The organism is Streptomyces sp. NPDC020362, assembly GCF_040642095.1.
Classification (GTDB): Bacteria; Actinomycetota; Actinomycetes; order Streptomycetales; family Streptomycetaceae; genus Streptomyces.
On the sequence record NZ_JBFAET010000004.1, the window covers coordinates 133,638 to 151,008 of the forward strand.

At 69.9% G+C, this 17,371-nt stretch carries 15 protein-coding genes and 1 riboswitch; of the genes, 7 read left to right on the top strand and 8 right to left on the bottom strand.

Translation table 11 applies throughout. The features are described from left to right. Positions 1 to 236: 236 nt before the first annotated feature. Entirely contained in the window at positions 237 to 779 is a 543-nt protein-coding gene (locus tag AB0H32_RS03425; RefSeq protein WP_361113471.1) for a GNAT family N-acetyltransferase, read from the top strand. A gap of 1,375 nt (positions 780 to 2,154) precedes the next feature. Here AB0H32_RS03425 and AB0H32_RS03430 read toward each other — a convergent pair. Beyond that, on the bottom strand, positions 2,155 to 3,036 hold the full coding sequence (locus AB0H32_RS03430) for a GNAT family N-acetyltransferase (RefSeq protein ID WP_361113474.1): 882 nt from the start codon (positions 3,034 to 3,036) through the stop codon (positions 2,155 to 2,157). 450 nt (positions 3,037 to 3,486) lie between these two features. Continuing rightward, on the bottom strand, positions 3,487 to 4,125 hold the full coding sequence (locus AB0H32_RS03435; RefSeq protein ID WP_361113477.1) for a site-specific integrase: 639 nt from the start codon (positions 4,123 to 4,125) through the stop codon (positions 3,487 to 3,489). A gap of 815 nt (positions 4,126 to 4,940) precedes the next feature. On the opposite strand from AB0H32_RS03435, the gene AB0H32_RS03440 reads away from it, so the two are divergent. From AB0H32_RS03440 to AB0H32_RS03465, 6 genes are all read left to right on the top strand, one after another. Then, positions 4,941 to 5,255: a hypothetical protein gene (locus tag AB0H32_RS03440; protein ID WP_361113480.1), complete on the top strand. Its 315-nt coding sequence runs from the start codon at positions 4,941 to 4,943 to the stop codon at positions 5,253 to 5,255. Between the two features lie 125 nt (positions 5,256 to 5,380). Next, positions 5,381 to 6,487, top strand: a complete 1,107-nt coding sequence (rlmN, locus tag AB0H32_RS03445; RefSeq protein WP_361113483.1) for a 23S rRNA (adenine(2503)-C(2))-methyltransferase RlmN — start codon at positions 5,381 to 5,383, stop codon at positions 6,485 to 6,487. A gap of 24 nt (positions 6,488 to 6,511) precedes the next feature. Continuing rightward, positions 6,512 to 6,619: riboswitch (TPP riboswitch) on the top strand. A gap of 81 nt (positions 6,620 to 6,700) precedes the next feature. Next, a complete protein-coding gene (locus tag AB0H32_RS03450; RefSeq protein WP_361113570.1) occupies positions 6,701 to 7,783 on the top strand; it encodes a thiamine ABC transporter substrate-binding protein in 1,083 nt (360 codons plus the stop codon). An 89-nt stretch (positions 7,784 to 7,872) separates the two neighbouring features. Continuing rightward, the gene (locus AB0H32_RS03455; RefSeq protein WP_361113486.1) at positions 7,873 to 9,474 is read left to right on the top strand and encodes an iron ABC transporter permease; all 1,602 of its coding nucleotides are present in this window, start codon (positions 7,873 to 7,875) and stop codon (positions 9,472 to 9,474) included. Beyond that, positions 9,474 to 10,496: an ABC transporter ATP-binding protein gene (locus tag AB0H32_RS03460; protein ID WP_361113489.1), complete on the top strand. Its 1,023-nt coding sequence runs from the start codon at positions 9,474 to 9,476 to the stop codon at positions 10,494 to 10,496. Before AB0H32_RS03455 ends, AB0H32_RS03460 begins: the two co-directional genes overlap by 1 nt. A gap of 25 nt (positions 10,497 to 10,521) precedes the next feature. Then, positions 10,522 to 11,319, top strand: coding sequence for a maleylpyruvate isomerase family mycothiol-dependent enzyme (locus AB0H32_RS03465; protein ID WP_361113492.1), 798 nt, complete (start codon positions 10,522 to 10,524; stop codon positions 11,317 to 11,319). A 74-nt stretch (positions 11,320 to 11,393) separates the two neighbouring features. Here AB0H32_RS03465 and AB0H32_RS03470 read toward each other — a convergent pair whose 3' ends face one another. The 6 genes from AB0H32_RS03470 to AB0H32_RS03495 all read right to left on the bottom strand — a co-directional run bounded on the left by AB0H32_RS03470 (position 11,394) and on the right by AB0H32_RS03495 (position 17,335). Next, positions 11,394 to 12,041 carry an LAETG motif-containing sortase-dependent surface protein gene (locus AB0H32_RS03470; protein WP_361113495.1) on the bottom strand — a complete coding sequence of 216 codons (648 nt, stop codon included), beginning with the start codon at positions 12,039 to 12,041 and terminating at the stop codon, positions 11,394 to 11,396. 540 nt (positions 12,042 to 12,581) lie between these two features. Continuing rightward, positions 12,582 to 12,989 carry a VOC family protein gene (locus tag AB0H32_RS03475; protein ID WP_361113498.1) on the bottom strand — a complete coding sequence of 136 codons (408 nt, stop codon included), beginning with the start codon at positions 12,987 to 12,989 and terminating at the stop codon, positions 12,582 to 12,584. A gap of 114 nt (positions 12,990 to 13,103) precedes the next feature. Further along, the gene (locus tag AB0H32_RS03480) at positions 13,104 to 14,513 is read right to left on the bottom strand and encodes a hypothetical protein (protein WP_361113501.1); all 1,410 of its coding nucleotides are present in this window, start codon (positions 14,511 to 14,513) and stop codon (positions 13,104 to 13,106) included. Next, entirely contained in the window at positions 14,495 to 15,238 is a 744-nt protein-coding gene (locus AB0H32_RS03485) for an ATP-binding cassette domain-containing protein (RefSeq protein WP_361113504.1), read from the bottom strand. The genes AB0H32_RS03480 and AB0H32_RS03485 overlap by 19 nt, the downstream gene beginning before the upstream one ends. A gap of 211 nt (positions 15,239 to 15,449) precedes the next feature. After that, positions 15,450 to 16,832, bottom strand: coding sequence for an aspartate aminotransferase family protein (locus tag AB0H32_RS03490; protein WP_361113507.1), 1,383 nt, complete (start codon positions 16,830 to 16,832; stop codon positions 15,450 to 15,452). Next, a complete protein-coding gene (locus AB0H32_RS03495) occupies positions 16,817 to 17,335 on the bottom strand; it encodes an Lrp/AsnC family transcriptional regulator (RefSeq protein WP_361113510.1) in 519 nt (172 codons plus the stop codon). Before AB0H32_RS03495 ends, AB0H32_RS03490 begins: the two co-directional genes overlap by 16 nt. Between the last annotated feature and the right edge of the window lie 36 nt (positions 17,336 to 17,371).

Here is a 17,371-nt window from a genome sequence, read left to right on the forward strand (position 1 = left end):
TCCAGGTCCTTCGTACAGTGGCGCGCTCCACCTGGACGCCAGGGACCACGCCTGCTCCACGGAGTGTGGGTCGACGGCGGACGGGATGGGAGCTGGGGTAGGTGGGGGTGGGGGCTGGTGAAAAGCCGAGCGCACCACCACGGCCGAGGTGCGAGAGTCCCCGGAAAATTCGGGTGAGCCTTTGTCTGCCCCGGTTATCCTGCCTCGTCCTGAACAGGCCAGGGAGGTCCCCCACCATGAGCAGCACCACGTCGTCCTTTCCCGAGCGGATCGAGCTCTCGGGGGAGGGGCTCGTCCTCCGCAACTGGACGGAGGCGGACCTGGCCGCGATGCCGGCGCTGTTCGACCACCCCGATATCGCGTACTGGACACCGATCGTCTCCCCCTTCGACGAAGCGGCCGCCCGCGCACGGCTGAGCCGAGACCGGCAGCTGCGGGCGGAGGGCTCGACCATCCTGCTCGCCATCACCGTCGACGGCGGCGCACCGCTCGGCGAGGTGATGCTGCGGCGTGCTCCCGAGAGTACGGAACTCGGCTACGCGATCGGCCCGGCGCACCGCGGCCAGGGGCTGGCGGCGCGGGCGGTGCGGGTGATGGCCGCGTACGCCTTCGAGCAGCTGGGCGCGGGGCAGGTGGTCTTGGAGCTGGAGGCCGAGAACGCCGCCAGCGTCGCCGTAGCCACCAAGGCGGGCTTCAGGCTGCTCGACGTGCCGCTGATCACGGGTGAGGAGAAGGGGCGGCCCTACGCCCTGCAGACGTGGGGTCTGAACCGCCCCTGACCTCTGCCTCCCCCAGGTTGTCAAGGGGGACAATGGCGGCTGACACCAACAGGCACGAACAGCAGCGGTCACGGCTGAACCTGGGCGCACGGCAATACCAGGCCCTGGGAGGGCTGGTCTACGTCGACGGTCCCGCATGATCGACCTGATGAGGATGAGGGCAGACCGCAAAGCCTTGGCCGAGTACGGGCGCCGTCCAGGCTATCGGCCGGCGCCGGTCGCCTTGACTCGGTCATTGAAACTCCGCTGTCCTCAGTGTCGTTTGCCTAGACCCGGAAGTCCGCCCGAAAGCGTACGAACGCTAGCGTTGTGATGAGGCGAGACGGGCTCTGTCGTCGAAGGCGTGTCACGCCATTGCTCCGCCTGGGCAGCCGCCCGGGCCGTTCTCCTCTTCCCCAGAAGCTCATGAGCGAGCCGCTTGAGTTCCTTCCGGGCAGACCCAATGTCCGACACCCCCGTCACTGCGCGAATGGCCCCATCGACACGCGCACGGAGCTGATCGAGGAAGACAGGGTTGCTTGGAAGCGGGATCCGCGTAGGAGCTACCCCCTTTAGAGGTTCGAGGGAGACTTCCACGTCGCCACTGAGTGCCTGCCGCACGTAGACAGTGATCATCGGTTCATTTGAGCCATCACCCAGCACGAGACCCCCACCGTCGCTTCGGCCACCCGCCTGAATGTCTCGCAGAACCGACTCAGAATCTAGGGCGGTCGAGGATCTCGACCTGGTCCTCGTTCCGCTCGACGCAGCGACCATGGACCTCTTCCTGCACCTCAACGGTTTTGGGGCCCGCTTCCGCCACCGACCAGGTGGGAGGCCAGTTCCACCTCTCCTGCGTCCGTCTCGGTTCCGTCTCATGAACTGTTCGAGTACCCAGGCGTGCCGCTGCAGCGATCTGGCTGCCGAGATGGTTTCCGCGTCTCCCATGAGGAGCACGGCTTCGAACGCGTAGCCACGCTCAAGTTCAGCTTCGGCCGGCAGCTCTAGGCCGGCTTCCCTGGCGAGTGATCACTTGGACCGTGGCCGCCGATGTCGTCAGGGCAGTCCTTGACGTCACGGAGCTGGTGACCATGCTTTGCGCCGGGCGTGCTGTACAGCAGCGGAGTACAGCAACCGGGCTGACCGGTGCTGGCCGTCGCTGACCCTGGCCCCCTTCCTGGCGGGCCCAACGAACCTCACCAACCGCCCCGCCCATAGTTCGCATCGAGGTGGTCGGCGTCTTCCAGGGCCGCGCAGTCCGGGGCCGTCCCTGGGCCGTCCGAGGTCAACCAACGCCGACCAACAATGACAGAAGCCCACGGCATCTGAACTGGTCAGAGCCGTGGGCTTCTTCTGTCCCGCTGGTCAGCGGAAGGGCCGATCAGTAGACCAGACCTCAGAGGTCGAGCTGGTACTCGAACGTCGTGTGGGTCGGCGCATAGCCGAGCGCGTCGTTGATGCGCATCATGTGCGGGTTGTTGTCGGCGGTGTCGGTCAGCAGGCCGCCCAGATCCGGGTGCCGTTCGAGGGCGTGCCGGATGGAGGCGGCCTTCATCCAGCGGCCGAGGTCATGGCCGCGGTGCCGGGGCAGGACGCCGGTGCCGTAGTGCTGGCCGTCGCCCTTGCCGTCGCCGGGGACCACCAGTTCGGTGAACCCGGCGATCGAGCCGTCCGACTCGTCGACGGCGGCGACGGTGTGCAGCAGGTCGCCCCGCTTCTCGACGTCCGCGGCGGCGGCCCTGACCCGCTCCAGGTCCCAGGTCACGGTGCCGAAGTCGGTGCTGCCCATCGGCATGTCGTCCATGGCGTGACGCGACTCGACATAGGTCTCGGCGAGGTCGTCGGGAACCGTGCCCTCCCAGGAGGTCAGCCGGTAGCCGGGATGCGGCTCCTCGATGATCCCGGTGAGAGCCGTGATGTCCGGCTCGGCCAGCGGGAGCCGGGTGAAGACCAGGGTCAGGACCCTGTGGAAGCCCCGGGCCGGCAGGAACCCGTCACCGGGAGAGCCCGCCTCGGCCTGAGTGATGACGCAGCGCCGGCCGTCCTCTCGCGCGGCGGCCACGGCCGCCTCCAGGAGGCGCGAGCCGGTTCCCTTCCGCCGCTCGGCCGGGTGGACCCGCAGCTCCAGTTCGGCGAGATGCTCCTGTCCGGTCCTGGTGAAGAGGCGCAGGAACGCCGACCCGACGGGCACTCCGTCGGCGCCGGAGGCCAGCCACGCCAGTCGGCGGGAGGACAGTCCGGCGTCGGGATCGGTCAGCGGGGTGATGCGCATGGTCAAGGTGTCTCCATCGGCCTGGGTGATAGGCGGCCCGGAGAACGTAGTTGCTTCGGCTCGGACGCGGCAAAGGATTAAGGCAGGGGCACTTGGATATCTGACGATCAGTCTGTTCGTCGGCTCCTGACCGAGCTGGGGCCCAACGTTGGCTCATGGACCACTCGGTCGGCACCCCTGGACCGTCGCAGTACAGCAGCGAGGTACCACGCGGTCCCGGCCCGTGCCACTCACGTGCCAGAACGGACGGGGGCTCACGGGGAGCCGGGGTTTGTAGGGGCGAGTTCGGCAGACTCTGGCCAAGGCTGGGAACCGGCAGGTCACGCCCGTGACCGCCCAACCTCGCTCCTGAAGCGGGTGTCGCAGGTTCGAATCCTGCCGGGGCACCAGGCAAAACGCCCCGGACCGATCATGGTCCGGGGCGTTTTGACGGCACCATTTGACGGCAGTCGCCTCTCAGGCGCCCGGAAGACGGCGTTTGAGCAGCCGGTCCATGTGCCTGATCGCCTCCCGCTGGGTGTCGTGCACGACGTGCGTGTACACGTCCATCGTGATGCTGATCTGACCGTGCCCGAGGATCTCCATGATGACTCGCGGCGCAACGCCGGCCGCCGTCAGCAGCGTCGCGCAGCCGTGACGGGCATCGTGCAACCGGACCACCCGCAGCCCGGCATCGGCTGCGACCCTCGTGAACGACCGGTAGACGTTGCGCGGCTCCACCAGCCGACCGTTCCGCGTGGCGGAGACGTAGCCCTTCTCCGACCATGCGACGCCCGTGCGCGCGAACGCCTCCCGCTGCCGCAGCCGGTGCCAGCGCAGCGGCGCGATGCACAGCGCCGGTATCGGCACCACGCGGCTGCGACGGCTCTTAGGGGCATCGTCGTACAAGGTGCCCCGGCGCCGCTGCGTCTGTTGGCGGACGTGCAGGACGCGGTTGTCCAGATCCACATCGGACCAGCGCAGCCCCACCAGCTCACCGCGCCGCAGGCCCATGGCCACGGCTAGCACGAACACGGCGTACAGCGGGTCCCGGTGGGCGGCTTCCAGGAACGTTATCGTCCAGGGACCACGGGCGGATCTCCCGCTGTTTGACACGTGGCGGCTGTCGTACGTGCCGAGCTTGCGACGCGGCTCGATGTAGTGCGCCACTCAGTACGGCGGCCATTCAGAGAGCTTGGCGGACTTTCACCCTCTCATCATTTGCTTTGGCGTGGGTGGGTAATTAAGCAAGTCTCTCCTTATTCTATCTGCGGCTGATGCATGGAAAACATGGTCGGGCAGCACGCGGAATCTATGAGGAGGTAGAGGCGCGGGGCCTTGTGCAAGACTCTTGGTTGTTCTCGCGGTATGGAGTGCCCCAGCCCTTGCTACTCCGCTCAGTACGGCAGCAGCCGTTGTCGGAGGTGTCGTGACGACGTACATGGCGTTGCGCAGTACTCGCAATGAAACCGTGGGCAAAGACTCCGCTGCACCTGTCGATGAGCCGAGCGCTGCTGAGCAGTCTTCCCGGGCTACACCTACCGCGTAGGGGATAGGTGGCGAATGCGTCGTCCCCGATCAGCAGAGGGCGTCGTTACACGTTTTCGCGTAAGACCGAGCAGCACTTGACGGCACCTGTTGACGGCAACATGGGTGCACGCCGCCGTATCCCGAGAGGCGCCTGCGCGCGCTACACGCCGAGGCTCGGCCCAGAACGTCCGGCTCGTCGGTCAGCAGAGAGAACTCCTCAAGAGGTGGTCCGCCACCAGGAGGCGCCGACGCCAATGTCGGCACGGCTGATGGCAACACCCACGGACGGCGACGGCCCGCGGCAGCTCGTCGCGGGGGTGACGGAGAGCTGCGGGGCCAGTCCGCTGGAGGTGTGCCCGCATCCTCTGAGTCCCCGGTGACCGAGGCGTCAGAATCTAGCGATGGATGAGTATGCGTGGCCCACGGGCCGTAAAGCGCCGGCCGCGGACGCGGTGCTGGAAAGCTGGCCGGCAACCGTCGCGACGCTGCCCGTAGGAAGCCGGATCACCGGCGAGGTCATCGGTCGCCAGCCCTTCGGGATCTTCATACATATAGATGGCGTGCCGAACGCCATAGCGCTGGCGGAGATCACGTCCATGCCGCAGGGGATGGACCTCCCGGCCCTCGGGACCTTCGTCAGCGGTGAGGTCTTCTGGCACGCGCACAACCGCCAGGTCAGAGTCCGGCTCGACGAGTGGCTGGCAGCCGACGAGTGATCGCCCCTGGGCCGTCTCTGGGCCGTCCGAAGCCGCTCAGCAGCGACCGGTGACGCCTACTAACGACAGTCGTAGCGAGCGACTCCCGCAGGTCACCCAATTGGATCTGCGACACTGATACAGCCATGCCTAAGCCCGGAGAACTCACTTTCGTCGCCCCGCGCGGAGCCAAGAAGCCGCCGCGGCACCTTGCCGACCTCACGCCTGCCGAGCGCAAGGAAGCGGTGGCCGAGATCGGCGAGAAGCCGTTCCGTGCCAAGCAGCTCTCGCAGCACTACTTCGCGCGGTACGCGCACGACCCCGAGCAGTGGACCGACATCCCGGCCGGCTCGCGGGACAGGCTGCGCGAGGCGCTGTTCCCGGAGCTGATGTCCGTCGTCCGGCATCTGTCGACCGACCAGGGCACGACGCGCAAGACGCTGTGGCGGCTGTTCGACGGCACGCTCGTCGAGTCCGTGCTGATGCGCTACCCGGACCGGGTGACCATGTGCATCAGCTCACAGGCCGGGTGCGGGATGAACTGCCCGTTCTGCGCGACGGGGCAGGCGGGGCTCGACCGTAATCTGTCGACCGCGGAGATCGTCCATCAGATCGTGGACGGGATGCGGGCGCTGCGTGACGGCGACGTCCCCGGTGGGCCGGCGCGGCTGTCCAACATCGTCTTCATGGGGATGGGCGAGCCGCTCGCCAACTACAAGCGCGTGGTGGGGGCCATCCGCGCGCTCACCGATCCCGCACCGGACGGCCTCGGGCTGTCCCAGCGCGGCATCACCGTGTCGACCGTCGGACTGGTGCCTGCCATCCACCGGTTCGCCGACGAGGGCTTCAAGTGCCGGCTGGCGATCTCCCTGCACGCCCCCGACGACGAGCTGCGCGACACCCTCGTCCCCGTGAACACGCGGTGGAAGGTGCGCGAGGTGCTGGACGCCGGGTTCGAGTACGTCGAGAAGTCCGGGCGCCGCCTGTCCATCGAGTACGCCCTGATCCGGGACATCAACGACCAGGCCTGGCGCGGTGACCGGCTCGGGCGGCTGCTCAGGGGCAAGCCCGTGCACGTCAACCTCATTCCGCTGAACCCGACGCCGGGGTCGAAGTGGACCGCCTCGCGCCCCGAGGACGAGAAGGCGTTCGTGGAGGCGATCGCCGCCCATGGCGTGCCGGTCACCGTCCGGGACACCCGGGGCCAGGAGATCGACGGGGCGTGCGGTCAGCTGGCGGCCACCGAGCGGTAATCTGGCCACGTCAACCACATCTTCATATTCCGACAGGGGAGCGCCACAGCGCTGAGAGTGCGGCAATCGGGCCGCAGACCCTCTGAACCTCGCCCAGGTCATTCTGGGTAGGAAGTTCGGTCTCCACTCATGCTGTTGCGCCCTGCCCGGATCCTTCCCGAAGGACCGGGCGGGGCCGCGTTCTTCCTGGCCAACCCCCAGGAGGACATTCACGTGCACACCAAGACCCTCGTGGCCGCGGCGGTCGGCCTCGGCCTTCTCACCTTGTCCGCGTGCGGATCGACGGACACCAAGAGCGCCACGGACTCCAAGACCGTGACGCTCGTCAGCCACGACTCGTGGAAGGTCTCCAAGAGCGTGCTCAAGGACTTCGAGAAGCAGTCCGGGTACAAGGTGCGGGTCCTGATGGGCGGCGACGCCGGCCAGGCCGTCAACAAGGCGATCCTGACCAAGGACAACCCGCAGGGCGACGTCTTCTTCGGCGTCGACAACACCCTGCTGTCCCGGGCCCTGGACAACGGTCTCTTCCAGCCGTACACGGCGAAGGGCCTCGCGACCGCCGGTGCCGCCTACCAGCTCGACCGGGACAAGCACCGGGTCACGCCCGTCGACTACGGCGACATCTGCGTCAACTACGACAAGGCCTACTTCAGCGAGCACAAGCTGACCCCGCCGCAGACCTTCGCCGACCTCGCCAAGCCCGAGTACAAGAACCTCCTCGTCACCGAGAACGCGGCCACCTCCTCGCCCGGTCTCGGCTTCCTGCTCGGCAGCGCCGCGCAGTACGGGACCGAGAGCGGGGGAGGCTGGCAGGGCTACTGGAAGAAGCTCGAGGCCAACGGCGTCAAGGTCGTCGACGGCTGGGAGCAGGCCTACTACCAGGAGTTCTCCGGTTCGTCCGAGGGCAAGAAGGCTGGTGGCGACCGGCCGCTCGTGGTGTCGTACGCCTCCTCCCCGCCCGCCGAGGTGATCTACGCCAAGAAGCGGCCCAGCACCGCCCCGACCGGCGTCGCGACCGGCACTTGCTTCCGGCAGATCGAGTTCGCCGGGCTGCTGAGCAACGCGAAGAACACCAAGGGCGGCAAGGCGTTCATCGACTTCCTGCTCTCCAAGGAGTTCCAGCAGGACATGCCGCTGAACATGTTCGTGTACCCGGTGGTGAAGGGCGCCGCGGTGCCCGCCGACTTCACCAAGTACGGGCCGGCCGCCAAGAACCCCGAGACCCTCGCCCCCGCCAAGATCGCCGCCAACCGTGACCAGTGGGTCAAGTCGTGGACGTCGCTCGTACTGAAGTAGGGGCCGAGCCAGCGGACGAGGCGGCGGCCGGCGCAGCGGACGAGGCGGCGGCCAGGAGGCGGCGCGGGAGCGCGGCGCGGCTCGGGCTCATGGCCCTGCCCGTCGCGTTCTTCGCCGTGTTCTTCGCCTGGCCCGTCGCCGCGATCGTCGCGCGCGGGCTCAAGGTGGACGGTGTCTGGCAGTTCGGGCGGATGACGGACGTCGTCACCCAGCCGGACATCCGGCACGTGCTGTGGTTCACCACCTGGCAGGCGCTCGCCTCCACCGCCTTCACGCTGTTGCTCGCCCTGCCCGCCGCCTATGTCTTCGCCCGCCTCGACTTCCCCGGCAAGCAGGTGCTGCGGGCCGTCGTCACGGTCCCGTTCGTACTGCCGACCGTCGTCGTCGGCACCGCCTTCCTGGCGCTGGTCGGGCGTGGCGGACTGCTGGACGAGCTGTGGGGCGTGCGGCTGGACACCACGGTGTGGGCGATCCTGCTGGCGCACGTCTTCTTCAACTACGCCGTCGTCGTGCGCACGGTCGGCGGACTGTGGGCCCAGCTCGACCCCCGGCAGGAACAGGCCGCCCGGATGCTCGGTGCATCGTCCCTGCGGGCCTGGCGGAAGATCACCCTGCCGGCCCTCGCGCCCGCCGTGGCCGCCGCCGCACTGATGGTGTTCCTGTTCACCTTCACCTCCTTCGGTGTGGTGCAGATCCTCGGCGGGCCCACCTTCTCCACCCTCGAAGTGGAGATCTACCGGCAGACCTCCGAGGTGTTCGACCTGTCCACGGCCGCCGTGCTCACCCTCGTCCAGTTCGTCGCGGTGGGCGCGATCCTCGCCGTGCACGCCTGGACGGTACGGCGGCGGGAGACCGCCCTGCGCCTGGTGGACGCCTCGGTCACGGCCCGCCGGCCGCGCGGGGCCGGGCAGTGGGTGCTGCTCGCCTCGGTCCTCGTCACCATCGCCCTGCTCCTGGTCCTGCCGCTCGCCGTGCTCGTACGGCGCTCCCTCGACGCGCCCGGTCTCGGCTACTACCGGGCGCTGACGAACGCGGACGGCGGCACGTTCCTCGTGGCACCGCTGCACGCCGTGTGGACCTCCCTGGAGTACGCCTTCGCCGCCACCGCCATCGCCGTGCTGATCGGAGGTCTCGCCGCCGCCGCACTGGCCCGCCGGGACGCGGGCCGGCTGGTGCGCGGCTTCGACGCGCTGCTGATGCTGCCCCTCGGCGTCTCCGCCGTGACGGTCGGCTTCGGCTTTCTGATCGCGCTGGACAAGCCCCCGCTGGACCTGCGTCAGTCCTGGATCCTCGTCCCGCTCGCGCAGGCGCTGGTCGGCGCCCCCTTCGTCGTACGGACCATGCTGCCCGTGCTGCGGGCGGTGGACGGACGGCTCAGGGAGGCGGCGGCCGTGCTCGGGGCCTCGCCCTGGCGGGTGTGGCGGGAGATCGACCTGCCGCTGGTGCGGCGGGCGCTGCTGATCGCAGCAGGGTTCGCGTTCGCCGTGTCCCTCGGCGAGTTCGGGGCGACCGTGTTCATCGCGCGCCCCGACAACCCGACGCTCCCGGTCGCCGTGGCCCGCCTGCTGAGCCGGCCCGGGGACCTCAACTACGGGCAGGCGATGGCTCTGTCCACGATTCTGATGGTGGTGTGCGCGGCCTCCCTGCTCGTCCTGGAGCGGCTGCGCACCGATCGGACGGGGGAGTTCTGATGCTGCTGAGCCTTCAGGCCGCGACCGTGCGCTTCGGGGGGCGGCCGGTGCTCGACGCGGTCGGCCTGGACGTCGCCGAGCACGAGGTGGTGTGTGTGCTCGGACCCAGCGGCAGCGGGAAGTCCACGCTGCTCAGGGCGGTGGCCGGGCTGCAGCCCCTGGACGCGGGGCGGGTGCTGCTCGACGGCCGCGACCAGGCGGGCGTGCCCGCGCACCGGCGGGGCGTCGGGCTGATGTTCCAGGACCATCAGCTCTTCCCGCAGCGGGACGTCGGCGGGAACGTGGCCTTCGGACTGCGGATGCACGGGGTGCCCAAGCGTGAACGGGACGCCGAGATCGGGCAGTTGCTTGAGCTGGTCGGCCTGCCGGGGGCCGCCCGGCGGGCCGTGGCCGCGCTGTCCGGCGGTGAGCAGCAGCGGGTGGCCCTCGCCCGGGCGCTGGCGCCCCGGCCCCGACTGCTCATGCTCGACGAACCGCTCGGCCAACTCGACCGCTCGCTGCGGGAGCGGCTGGTGGTCGAACTGCGCGAGCTGTTCGGCCGGCTGGGTACGACCGTGCTCGCGGTGACCCATGACCAGGGCGAGGCCTTCGCGCTGGCCGACCGGGTCGTGGTGATGCGCGACGGGCGGATCGCTCAGTCCGGCACGCCCCTGGAGGTCTGGCAGCGGCCCGCCGACGAGTTCGTGGCCCGTTTCCTGGGTTTCGACAACGTGGTCCCGGCGACCGTCGCGGACGCGGTCGCGAACACCCCGTGGGGCAAGCTGCCGGTGCCCGAGGGCTCGCCCCAGGGCAACTACCCGCTGCTCGTCCGGCCCGCCGGAGTACGGCTCGTGGCGGCCGACGAGGGTCTGCCGTGCACGGTGGCCGCCCGCACCTTCAAGGGCACCCATGTGGCCGTCCGTCTGAGGCCCCGGGACGGTGGCCCGCTCCTGGAGGCGGCCTGTGCGCTCCGGGACGCGCCGGAGACCGGGGCCGACGTGGGCGTCGAGTTCGACGTGACGGAAATCGACGTGCTCGGTTGATCACCGTGCCCCTAGGGTGAGGGGCATGACTTTGCTCGCACATGACCGGTACTGCGATGAAATCGCCCACCAAGTGGGGCAGTTGAGGGCAGTGGTGACGTCCGGCACGGACCTGTCCGCCACCGTACCGACCTGCCCGGACTGGTCGCTGGAGGACCTCGTGCGTCATATGGGCGGCGCCCTGCGCTGGGTGGACGCCCTGGTCCGCAACCGGGCTCAGGAGAACATCCCGCAGGAGCAGATCCCCCTCGCCGCGGGACCCGAGCAGCGGGGCGACGCGGCGGTCCTGGACAAGTGGCTGGCGGAGACCGGCGAGCGGGTCGTAGAGGCGCTGCGCGAGGCCGGGCCCGACACCTCGGTGTGGGCGTGGGCCGGGATCGCCAACTCCGGCTTCTGGGCCCGGCGCATGACACACGAGATCACCGTGCACCGTGCCGACGCCGCGCTCACGGCCTCGCAGCCCTACGAGGTCGCCCCCGACATCGCCGCCGACGCGCTGGACGAGTGGCTCCAGCTCGTGGAGTGGGTGCAGCAGAACGCGGCGCACCCGGCGGCCGAGGAACTGCGCGGGCCCGGCCGCAGCATCCATCTGCACGCCACCGACACCGACCCGGCACTGAACGCCGAATGGCTCGTCGAGCTGGGCGAGGAGGGCGTCGGCTGGCGCCGCGGCCACGAGAAGGCCACCGTCGCCCTGCGCGGCCCGCTCACCCCGTTGCTGCTCGCCTTCTACCGGCGGCTGCCGCTGGACGCCCCCGGCCTGGAGGTGCTGGGCGAGCGCGAGGTGCTGGAGTTCTGGCTGGAGCGGACGACCTTCGGCTGAACACGACCGCGGCCCGTCCCCGGGGGATTCGGGGACGGGCCGCGGCGTGGTACGAGCGGGGTGCGAAGGGGGCGTCAGCTGCCGTTCTTCGCCCCACGGCGGCGCATGCCGAAGTAGACGGCGCCGCCGCCGACGACGACCAGGGCGCCCGCGGCACCGGCGATCAGGCCGGTGTTGGAGTTCGCACCGGTCTCGGCGAGGTTCGAGTCGCCGGCCGCCGGGGAGGGGGCGTTGCTCGGCGCGCTCGCCGGGGCGGAGCTGCTCTCGGAGGCCGACGGGGTCGGGGTCGCAGTGGGCTTCGACGGCTTCGGCGACGGGGTGGCCGGCGGAGTCGGAGTCGAGGACTCCTCCTTCTTGCACGCCGTGGCGGGGGTCACGAGGGCGGGCTTGACGTCTTCGTCGACGAGGTGGCCGGCCTTGACGTGGACGCGGTAGGTCGCGTTGGGCTTCCAGTCCTCGGAGAAGGTGACCGTGGCGCCCTTGGCGGTGCCCTTGATGTTCTGCGGCTTGCCGACCTGCGTCTCGACGCCGGCGGCGCTCTTCAGGAACACGGTGATGATGGCAGGGGTGCCGGAGGCGTCCTTGTCGGTGACGACGACGGAGCCCTTGTCACCGGTGCACGTGGCCTCGGCGGAGAACTCACTGATGTTGCAGGCGAGGGCCTGGCCGGCGACACCGAGAGCCAGTGCGGCGGAGGCGGAGGCAACACCCAGGATGCGCACGGAGCGGCGTGTGCTACGGCGAGTTATGGACACGTTTGTCCTTTACAGAGTGCATAACTGCGGGGGGTTGAGGGAGGGAGGGACGACGTGTGAGGTGAGGTCCCAGCGCCCCCAAGAGACTCACAGGTTTATAAGCGCTCCATAAGAAGTGTCAATGCATATGCCTGCGGCGGCCGTTGCCTTTGCCTGCTTATTAACTGCAGAGACGTTTCAACAGCGGAACAGCCTGCTCGATCCGGTCAACGAGGGCGATACGGGACTCCATCGCCCGGTCCCGGGCGAGCGACCGCAGCACCGGCAGGGCGGACAACTCACGTCTTTGGTGGGCCTCGTTCACGCGGCCGCCTCGGGCAGCCGGGAAAGTGGCGCCCGTTGTGCCGACGGCGAGAGACGGCGAGAGACGACGAGAAGGGGATCCGTACGGTGTCCGTACGGGCCGTCAGATCGACGGCCTGGACGCGGAACCGAATGAGCGGGCCGGGCCGGGCAGGTGCCGGATGCACCCGCCCCTGCCAGGCACGGACGTTCGGTTCGTGAGGGTCAGCCCTGGACCGCCGCCGGGTCCATCCACATGACCTCCCAGGTGTGGCCGTCGAGGTCGTCGAAGGCGCGGCCGTACATGAACCCGTGGTCCTGGGGCTCGCCGTGGGCGGTGCCGCCGGCCGCGATCGCCTTGTCCACCAGCTCGTCCACCTTCTCGCGGCTCTCGGCGCTCAGACACAGCAGCACCTCGCTGGACTTGGCCGAGTCCACGATCTCCTTCCCGGTGAACCGGGAATAGTGCTGCCGGGTCAGGAGCATCGCGACGATCGTGTCGCTGATCTCGACACAGACGCACTCGTCGCTGCTGAACTGCGGGTTGATGGCGTAGCCCAGCTCCGTGAAGAACTCCTTCGTGGCGGCGACATCGTTGGTTACCAGGTTCACGAAGATCATCTGCTGGTACATGGGGTCTCTCCCTCGGGTCCGTGCGCTTGCTGCCGTTCGGTGGGGTAGACGCCGGGCCGCAGCGGAACTCATCGGCCGCCGGAGAACTTTTTCCCACGGTGCTCGTACGACGCCTCAGCCGGCGTTCGGCAGCGCCGCCAGGCCGGCGATCACCAGGGTGAACGGGCCGAACAGGGCCAGCAGGGCGGCCGCGCGCAGGGCCGCGGCACTGCGCAGCATCGCGGCGGGAGCGCCGAGACGCAGCAGGGCGGCGGTGGTGTCGGCGCGGCTCTGCCGGGCCTCGACGGCCGCCGTCAGCAGCGTCGCCACCGTGCAGCCGGTGACCACGAGCGAGGCCAGGGCGGTGAGGGGGCCGAAGGCGGCGGCGGGACGGTCGTGCAGGACGGCCATGGCGTAGGCGGTGGACGCCACCGCGCAGACCACGCCGAGGGGCCGCCCGATCCGGGTCGCCTCCGCCATCAGGACCCGGCCGGCCAGGAGCCGGAGCGCCCCGGGGCGGTGCGACTGCAGCAGCCGTCCGCACAGGTCGGTGAGGCCGGGGGAGACGATCACGAGACCCACGGCGGTGATGATCCAGCCGGCCAGCACCGCGCCGGCGTCGACGGGCAGAGCGGTGAGGGCCGGGACCGGAGCGGACCGGCCCGCATAGGTCTGTACGGCGAGACCCGCGGCGAGGGTGGCCACACCCCAGGGCAGGCCGGCCACCGCGCGGCTCGGCCGGCTGCCGGTGAGGGCGTCGGTCCAGCCGGAGTCCGGGGTCGCGGGCTCGGGGTCGGTCCCGGCACCCGGGGCGGGCGCGGGGCCACCGCTGGAGTGCGCGCCGTCCCCGGCCGCTCCGGCCTCCGGCCGAGCACTGCTGCCCTCCGCCGGGCCGCTCCCACGGCCCTGCGGGCTGCTCCCACGGCCCTGCGGGCTGCTCCCACGGCCCTGCGGGCCGCTGTCCCCGGTACCGCTGCCCCACCGCGCGCCGAAGCGGCCGAGGGCGCGAGGGGATCGTCGGGCGGGCGGGCGGGTCTCCCTCGGGCGCAGGGCCAGGGCCACCGTCGTCGATGCGACCGCCGGGACCTGGAGCAGCAGGGTCAGGGCCGCAGGGAGGGGGAGGGGCTGGTCGGCGGCCAGGAAACCGGCCGCCGCGCCGTCGAAGGGCATGCCCGTCAGATCGCCGCGCAGGTGCAGGAAGAACAGCAGCGCCAGCAGCGCGCCCACGGTGCAGGACAGGGCCGTGGTCAGCGCCGAGACCGCCATCAGACGGGCCGGGCCGAGGCCGACCGCCGACAGGCCGGGGCGCGGCCGGGTGCCGGGGTCCGTGCGGGCCACCGCGAGCGCGAAGTACGCCGTGGCGGCCAGCGGGACCACGCACCAGGCCAGGCGCAGCAGGGCGGAGCCCGGTGTCCCGGGGTGGCCCATCGCATAGCCGAGGCAGGACAGGAGGAGGAAGCCGGTGCCGGCCGAGGCGGCGGCCACCAGGAGGCGGCGCAGCTGGACGGCGGGCCGGGCCGCGTGGGTCAGACGTAGAGCGAGCACGCGGCGGCCCGGCCTTCCGCCTCCGGGGTGTCCGGCAGCCGCAGGGTCCTCACGCACCGCCCGTCCAGCAGGGAGACCGTGCGGTCGGCGAAGGCCGCGGTCCCGGCGTCGTGCGTGGCCAGGATGACGGTGATGCCGTGCGAGCGGGCCGCCGTGATCAGCGTGCGCAGCACCGGAGTCTGATCCGCGCGGTGCAGCGGTGCGGTCGGCTCGTCCGCGAACAGGACCGTGGGACCGGAGGCGAGTGCACGGGCGCAGGCGACGCGCTGGCGTTCGGCCTGCCGCAGCTCGTGGGGGCGTTTGCGGGCGCGGTCGCCGACGTCGAGGCGCTCCAGCCACTCCAGGGCGGCCACCTTGGCCCGGCGGCGGCTGGTGCCGCGCAGCATCAGAGGGAGGGCGGCGTTCTCCCAGGCGTTCAGCTCCGGGACGAGCACGGGGGCCGGGTCGATCCAGCCGAACCGGTCGAGCCGCAGCCGCTCACGGGCCATGGGTCCCATGGTGTGCACCGGCGTGCTGTTGAACCAGACCTCGCCGCGCTCCACCCCGGCCTGGCCGGACAGGCAGCGCAGCAGCGTTGTCTTGCCGCTGCCGCGCGGGCCGCCGACGGCGACGATCTCGCCCTCGCGCACGTTGAGCGAGACCCCGGCGAGACCGGGCGAGCCGTCCTGGTGCCTGAAGTGCAGCGAGCGCGCCCAGAGCACGTCGTTGTCCGGCGGGGCCTCCATCGGCGTACACCTCGTTCTGATCCGTTTTCCCGTGCCTGATCCCCCGTCCGGGGGAACGAACGGACGGCCGATCGGTCACTGGAACGCTAGGCAGCCGGGGCGGAGAGCCGGGACAGCACACGGCCCCGGGCCGCCGTTCTCACTCGAACGGACGACCCGGGGCCGTGTGTTGATCATCTGGTCGGAGTCGGGGGGCTCGAAGCCGCGAGGCTCAGAGCTTCGTCCACGCCTCCGTCAGCGTCGCGCGCAGGATCTGCTCGATCTCGTCGAAGGTCTCCTGGTTGGAGATCAGCGGCGGGGCGAGCTGGACGACCGGGTCACCGCGGTCGTCGGCACGGCAGTACAGGCCGTTCTCGAAGAGCGCCTTGGAGAGGAAGCCGTACAGGACGCGCTCGGTCTCCTCGTCGTTGAAGGACTCCTTGGTGTTCTTGTCCTTCACCAGCTCGATGCCGTAGAAGAAGCCGTTGCCGCGGACGTCGCCGACGATCGGCAGGTCGTGCAGCTTCTGCAGCGTGGAGAGGAACGCGCCCTCGTTGTCGAGCACGTGCTGGTTGAGGTTCTCGCGCTCGAACAGGTCGAGGTTGGCGAGACCCACGGCCGCCGACACCGGGTGGCCGCCGAAGGTGTAGCCGTGCAGGAAGGTGTTGTCGCCCTTGTAGAACGGCTCGGCGATCCTGTCGGAGACGATGCAGGCGCCGATCGGGGAGTAGCCCGAGGTCATGCCCTTGGCGCAGGTGATCATGTCCGGGACGTAGCCGAACTTGTCGCAGGCGAACATCGTGCCCAGGCGGCCGAAGGCACAGATGACCTCGTCCGACACGAGCAGCACGTCGTACTTGTCGCAGATCTCGCGCACGCGCTGGAAGTAGCCGGGCGGGGGCGGGAAGCAGCCGCCGGCGTTCTGCACGGGCTCCAGGAAGACCGCGGCGACGGTGTCCGGGCCCTCGAAGAGGATCTCCTGCTCGATCTGGTCGGCGGCCCAGCGGCCGAAGGCCTCCGGGTCGTCGCCGAAGAGCGGGGCGCGGTAGATGTTGGTGTTCGGGACCTTGTGCGCGCCCGGCACCAGCGGCTCGAAGGGGGCCTTCAGGCCCGGCAGGCCGGTGATGGACAGGGCGCCCTGCGGGGTGCCGTGGTAGGCGACCGCACGCGAGATGACCTTGTACTTGGTCGGCTTGCCCTGCAGCTTGAAGTACTGCTTGGCGAGCTTCCAGGCGGTCTCGACCGCCTCGCCGCCGCCCGTGGTGAAGAAGACCTTGTTCAGGTCGCCCGGGGCGTAGTCGGCGATACGCTCGGCCAGCTCGACGGCCTTGGGGTGGGCGTAGGACCACACCGGGAAGAAGGCCAGCTCCTGGGCCTGCTTGAAGGCGGTCTCGGCGAGTTCCGTGCGGCCGTGACCGGCCTGGACCACGAACAGACCCGCGAGACCGTCGAGGTAGCGCTTGCCCTTGTCGTCGTAGATGTAGGTGCCCTCGCCCCGGACGATGGTCGGGACGGGGGAGTTCTCGTACGAGGACATGCGGGTGAAGTGCATCCACAGGTGGTCGTACGCGGTGCGGCTGAGGTCCTTCTCGGTCACGGTTATCGGGTTCCCCACATGTAGGTCTGCTTCTTCAGCTTCAGATAGACGAAGCTTTCGGTGGAGCGCACGCCGGGCAGGGCCCGGATGCGTTTGTTGATGACGTCCAGCAGGTGGTCGTCGTCCTCGCAGACGATCTCGGCGAGGATGTCGAACGAGCCCGCGGTCATCACCACGTACTCGACTTCCGACATGGCGGTCAGCGCCTCCGCGATGGACTCGACATCGCCCGCGATATTGACCCCGACCATCGCCTGCCGGCGGAAGCCCACGGTGAGCGGGTCCGTGACGGCGACGATCTGCATCACGCCCTGGTCCAGCAGCTTCTGGACGCGCTGGCGCACGGCAGCTTCGGAGAGGCCGACGGCCTTGCCGATCGCGGCGTACGGCCGGCGGCCGTCCTCCTGGAGCTGCTGAATGATGGCGAGGGAGACGGCATCCAGCTGGGGAGTGCCGTTCCTGGACTCGCGGGACGAGTCCCTCTGGTCTGCGCTTCGACTGGCCACGACCTCACTGTGCACGACGTCTCGACAGTTTCGCAAGGCCGTATCGATGAA

Excerpts from the sequence above, each read along its gene's own strand:
- AB0H32_RS03460 (WP_361113489.1), top strand. The coding sequence starts at position 9,474 with ATGCTGCTGAGCCTTCAGGCCGCGACCGTGCGCTTCGGGGGGCGGCCG.
- AB0H32_RS03425 (WP_361113471.1), top strand. The coding sequence starts at position 237 with ATGAGCAGCACCACGTCGTCCTTTCCCGAGCGGATCGAGCTCTCGGGG.
- rlmN (WP_361113483.1), top strand. The coding sequence starts at position 5,381 with ATGCCTAAGCCCGGAGAACTCACTTTCGTCGCCCCGCGCGGAGCCAAG.
- AB0H32_RS03475 (WP_361113498.1), bottom strand. The coding sequence starts at position 12,989 with ATGTACCAGCAGATGATCTTCGTGAACCTGGTAACCAACGATGTCGCC.
- AB0H32_RS03465 (WP_361113492.1), top strand. The coding sequence starts at position 10,522 with ATGACTTTGCTCGCACATGACCGGTACTGCGATGAAATCGCCCACCAA.
- AB0H32_RS03455 (WP_361113486.1), top strand. The coding sequence starts at position 7,873 with ATGGCCCTGCCCGTCGCGTTCTTCGCCGTGTTCTTCGCCTGGCCCGTC.
- AB0H32_RS03485 (WP_361113504.1), bottom strand. The coding sequence starts at position 15,238 with ATGGAGGCCCCGCCGGACAACGACGTGCTCTGGGCGCGCTCGCTGCAC.
- AB0H32_RS03440 (WP_361113480.1), top strand. The coding sequence starts at position 4,941 with ATGGATGAGTATGCGTGGCCCACGGGCCGTAAAGCGCCGGCCGCGGAC.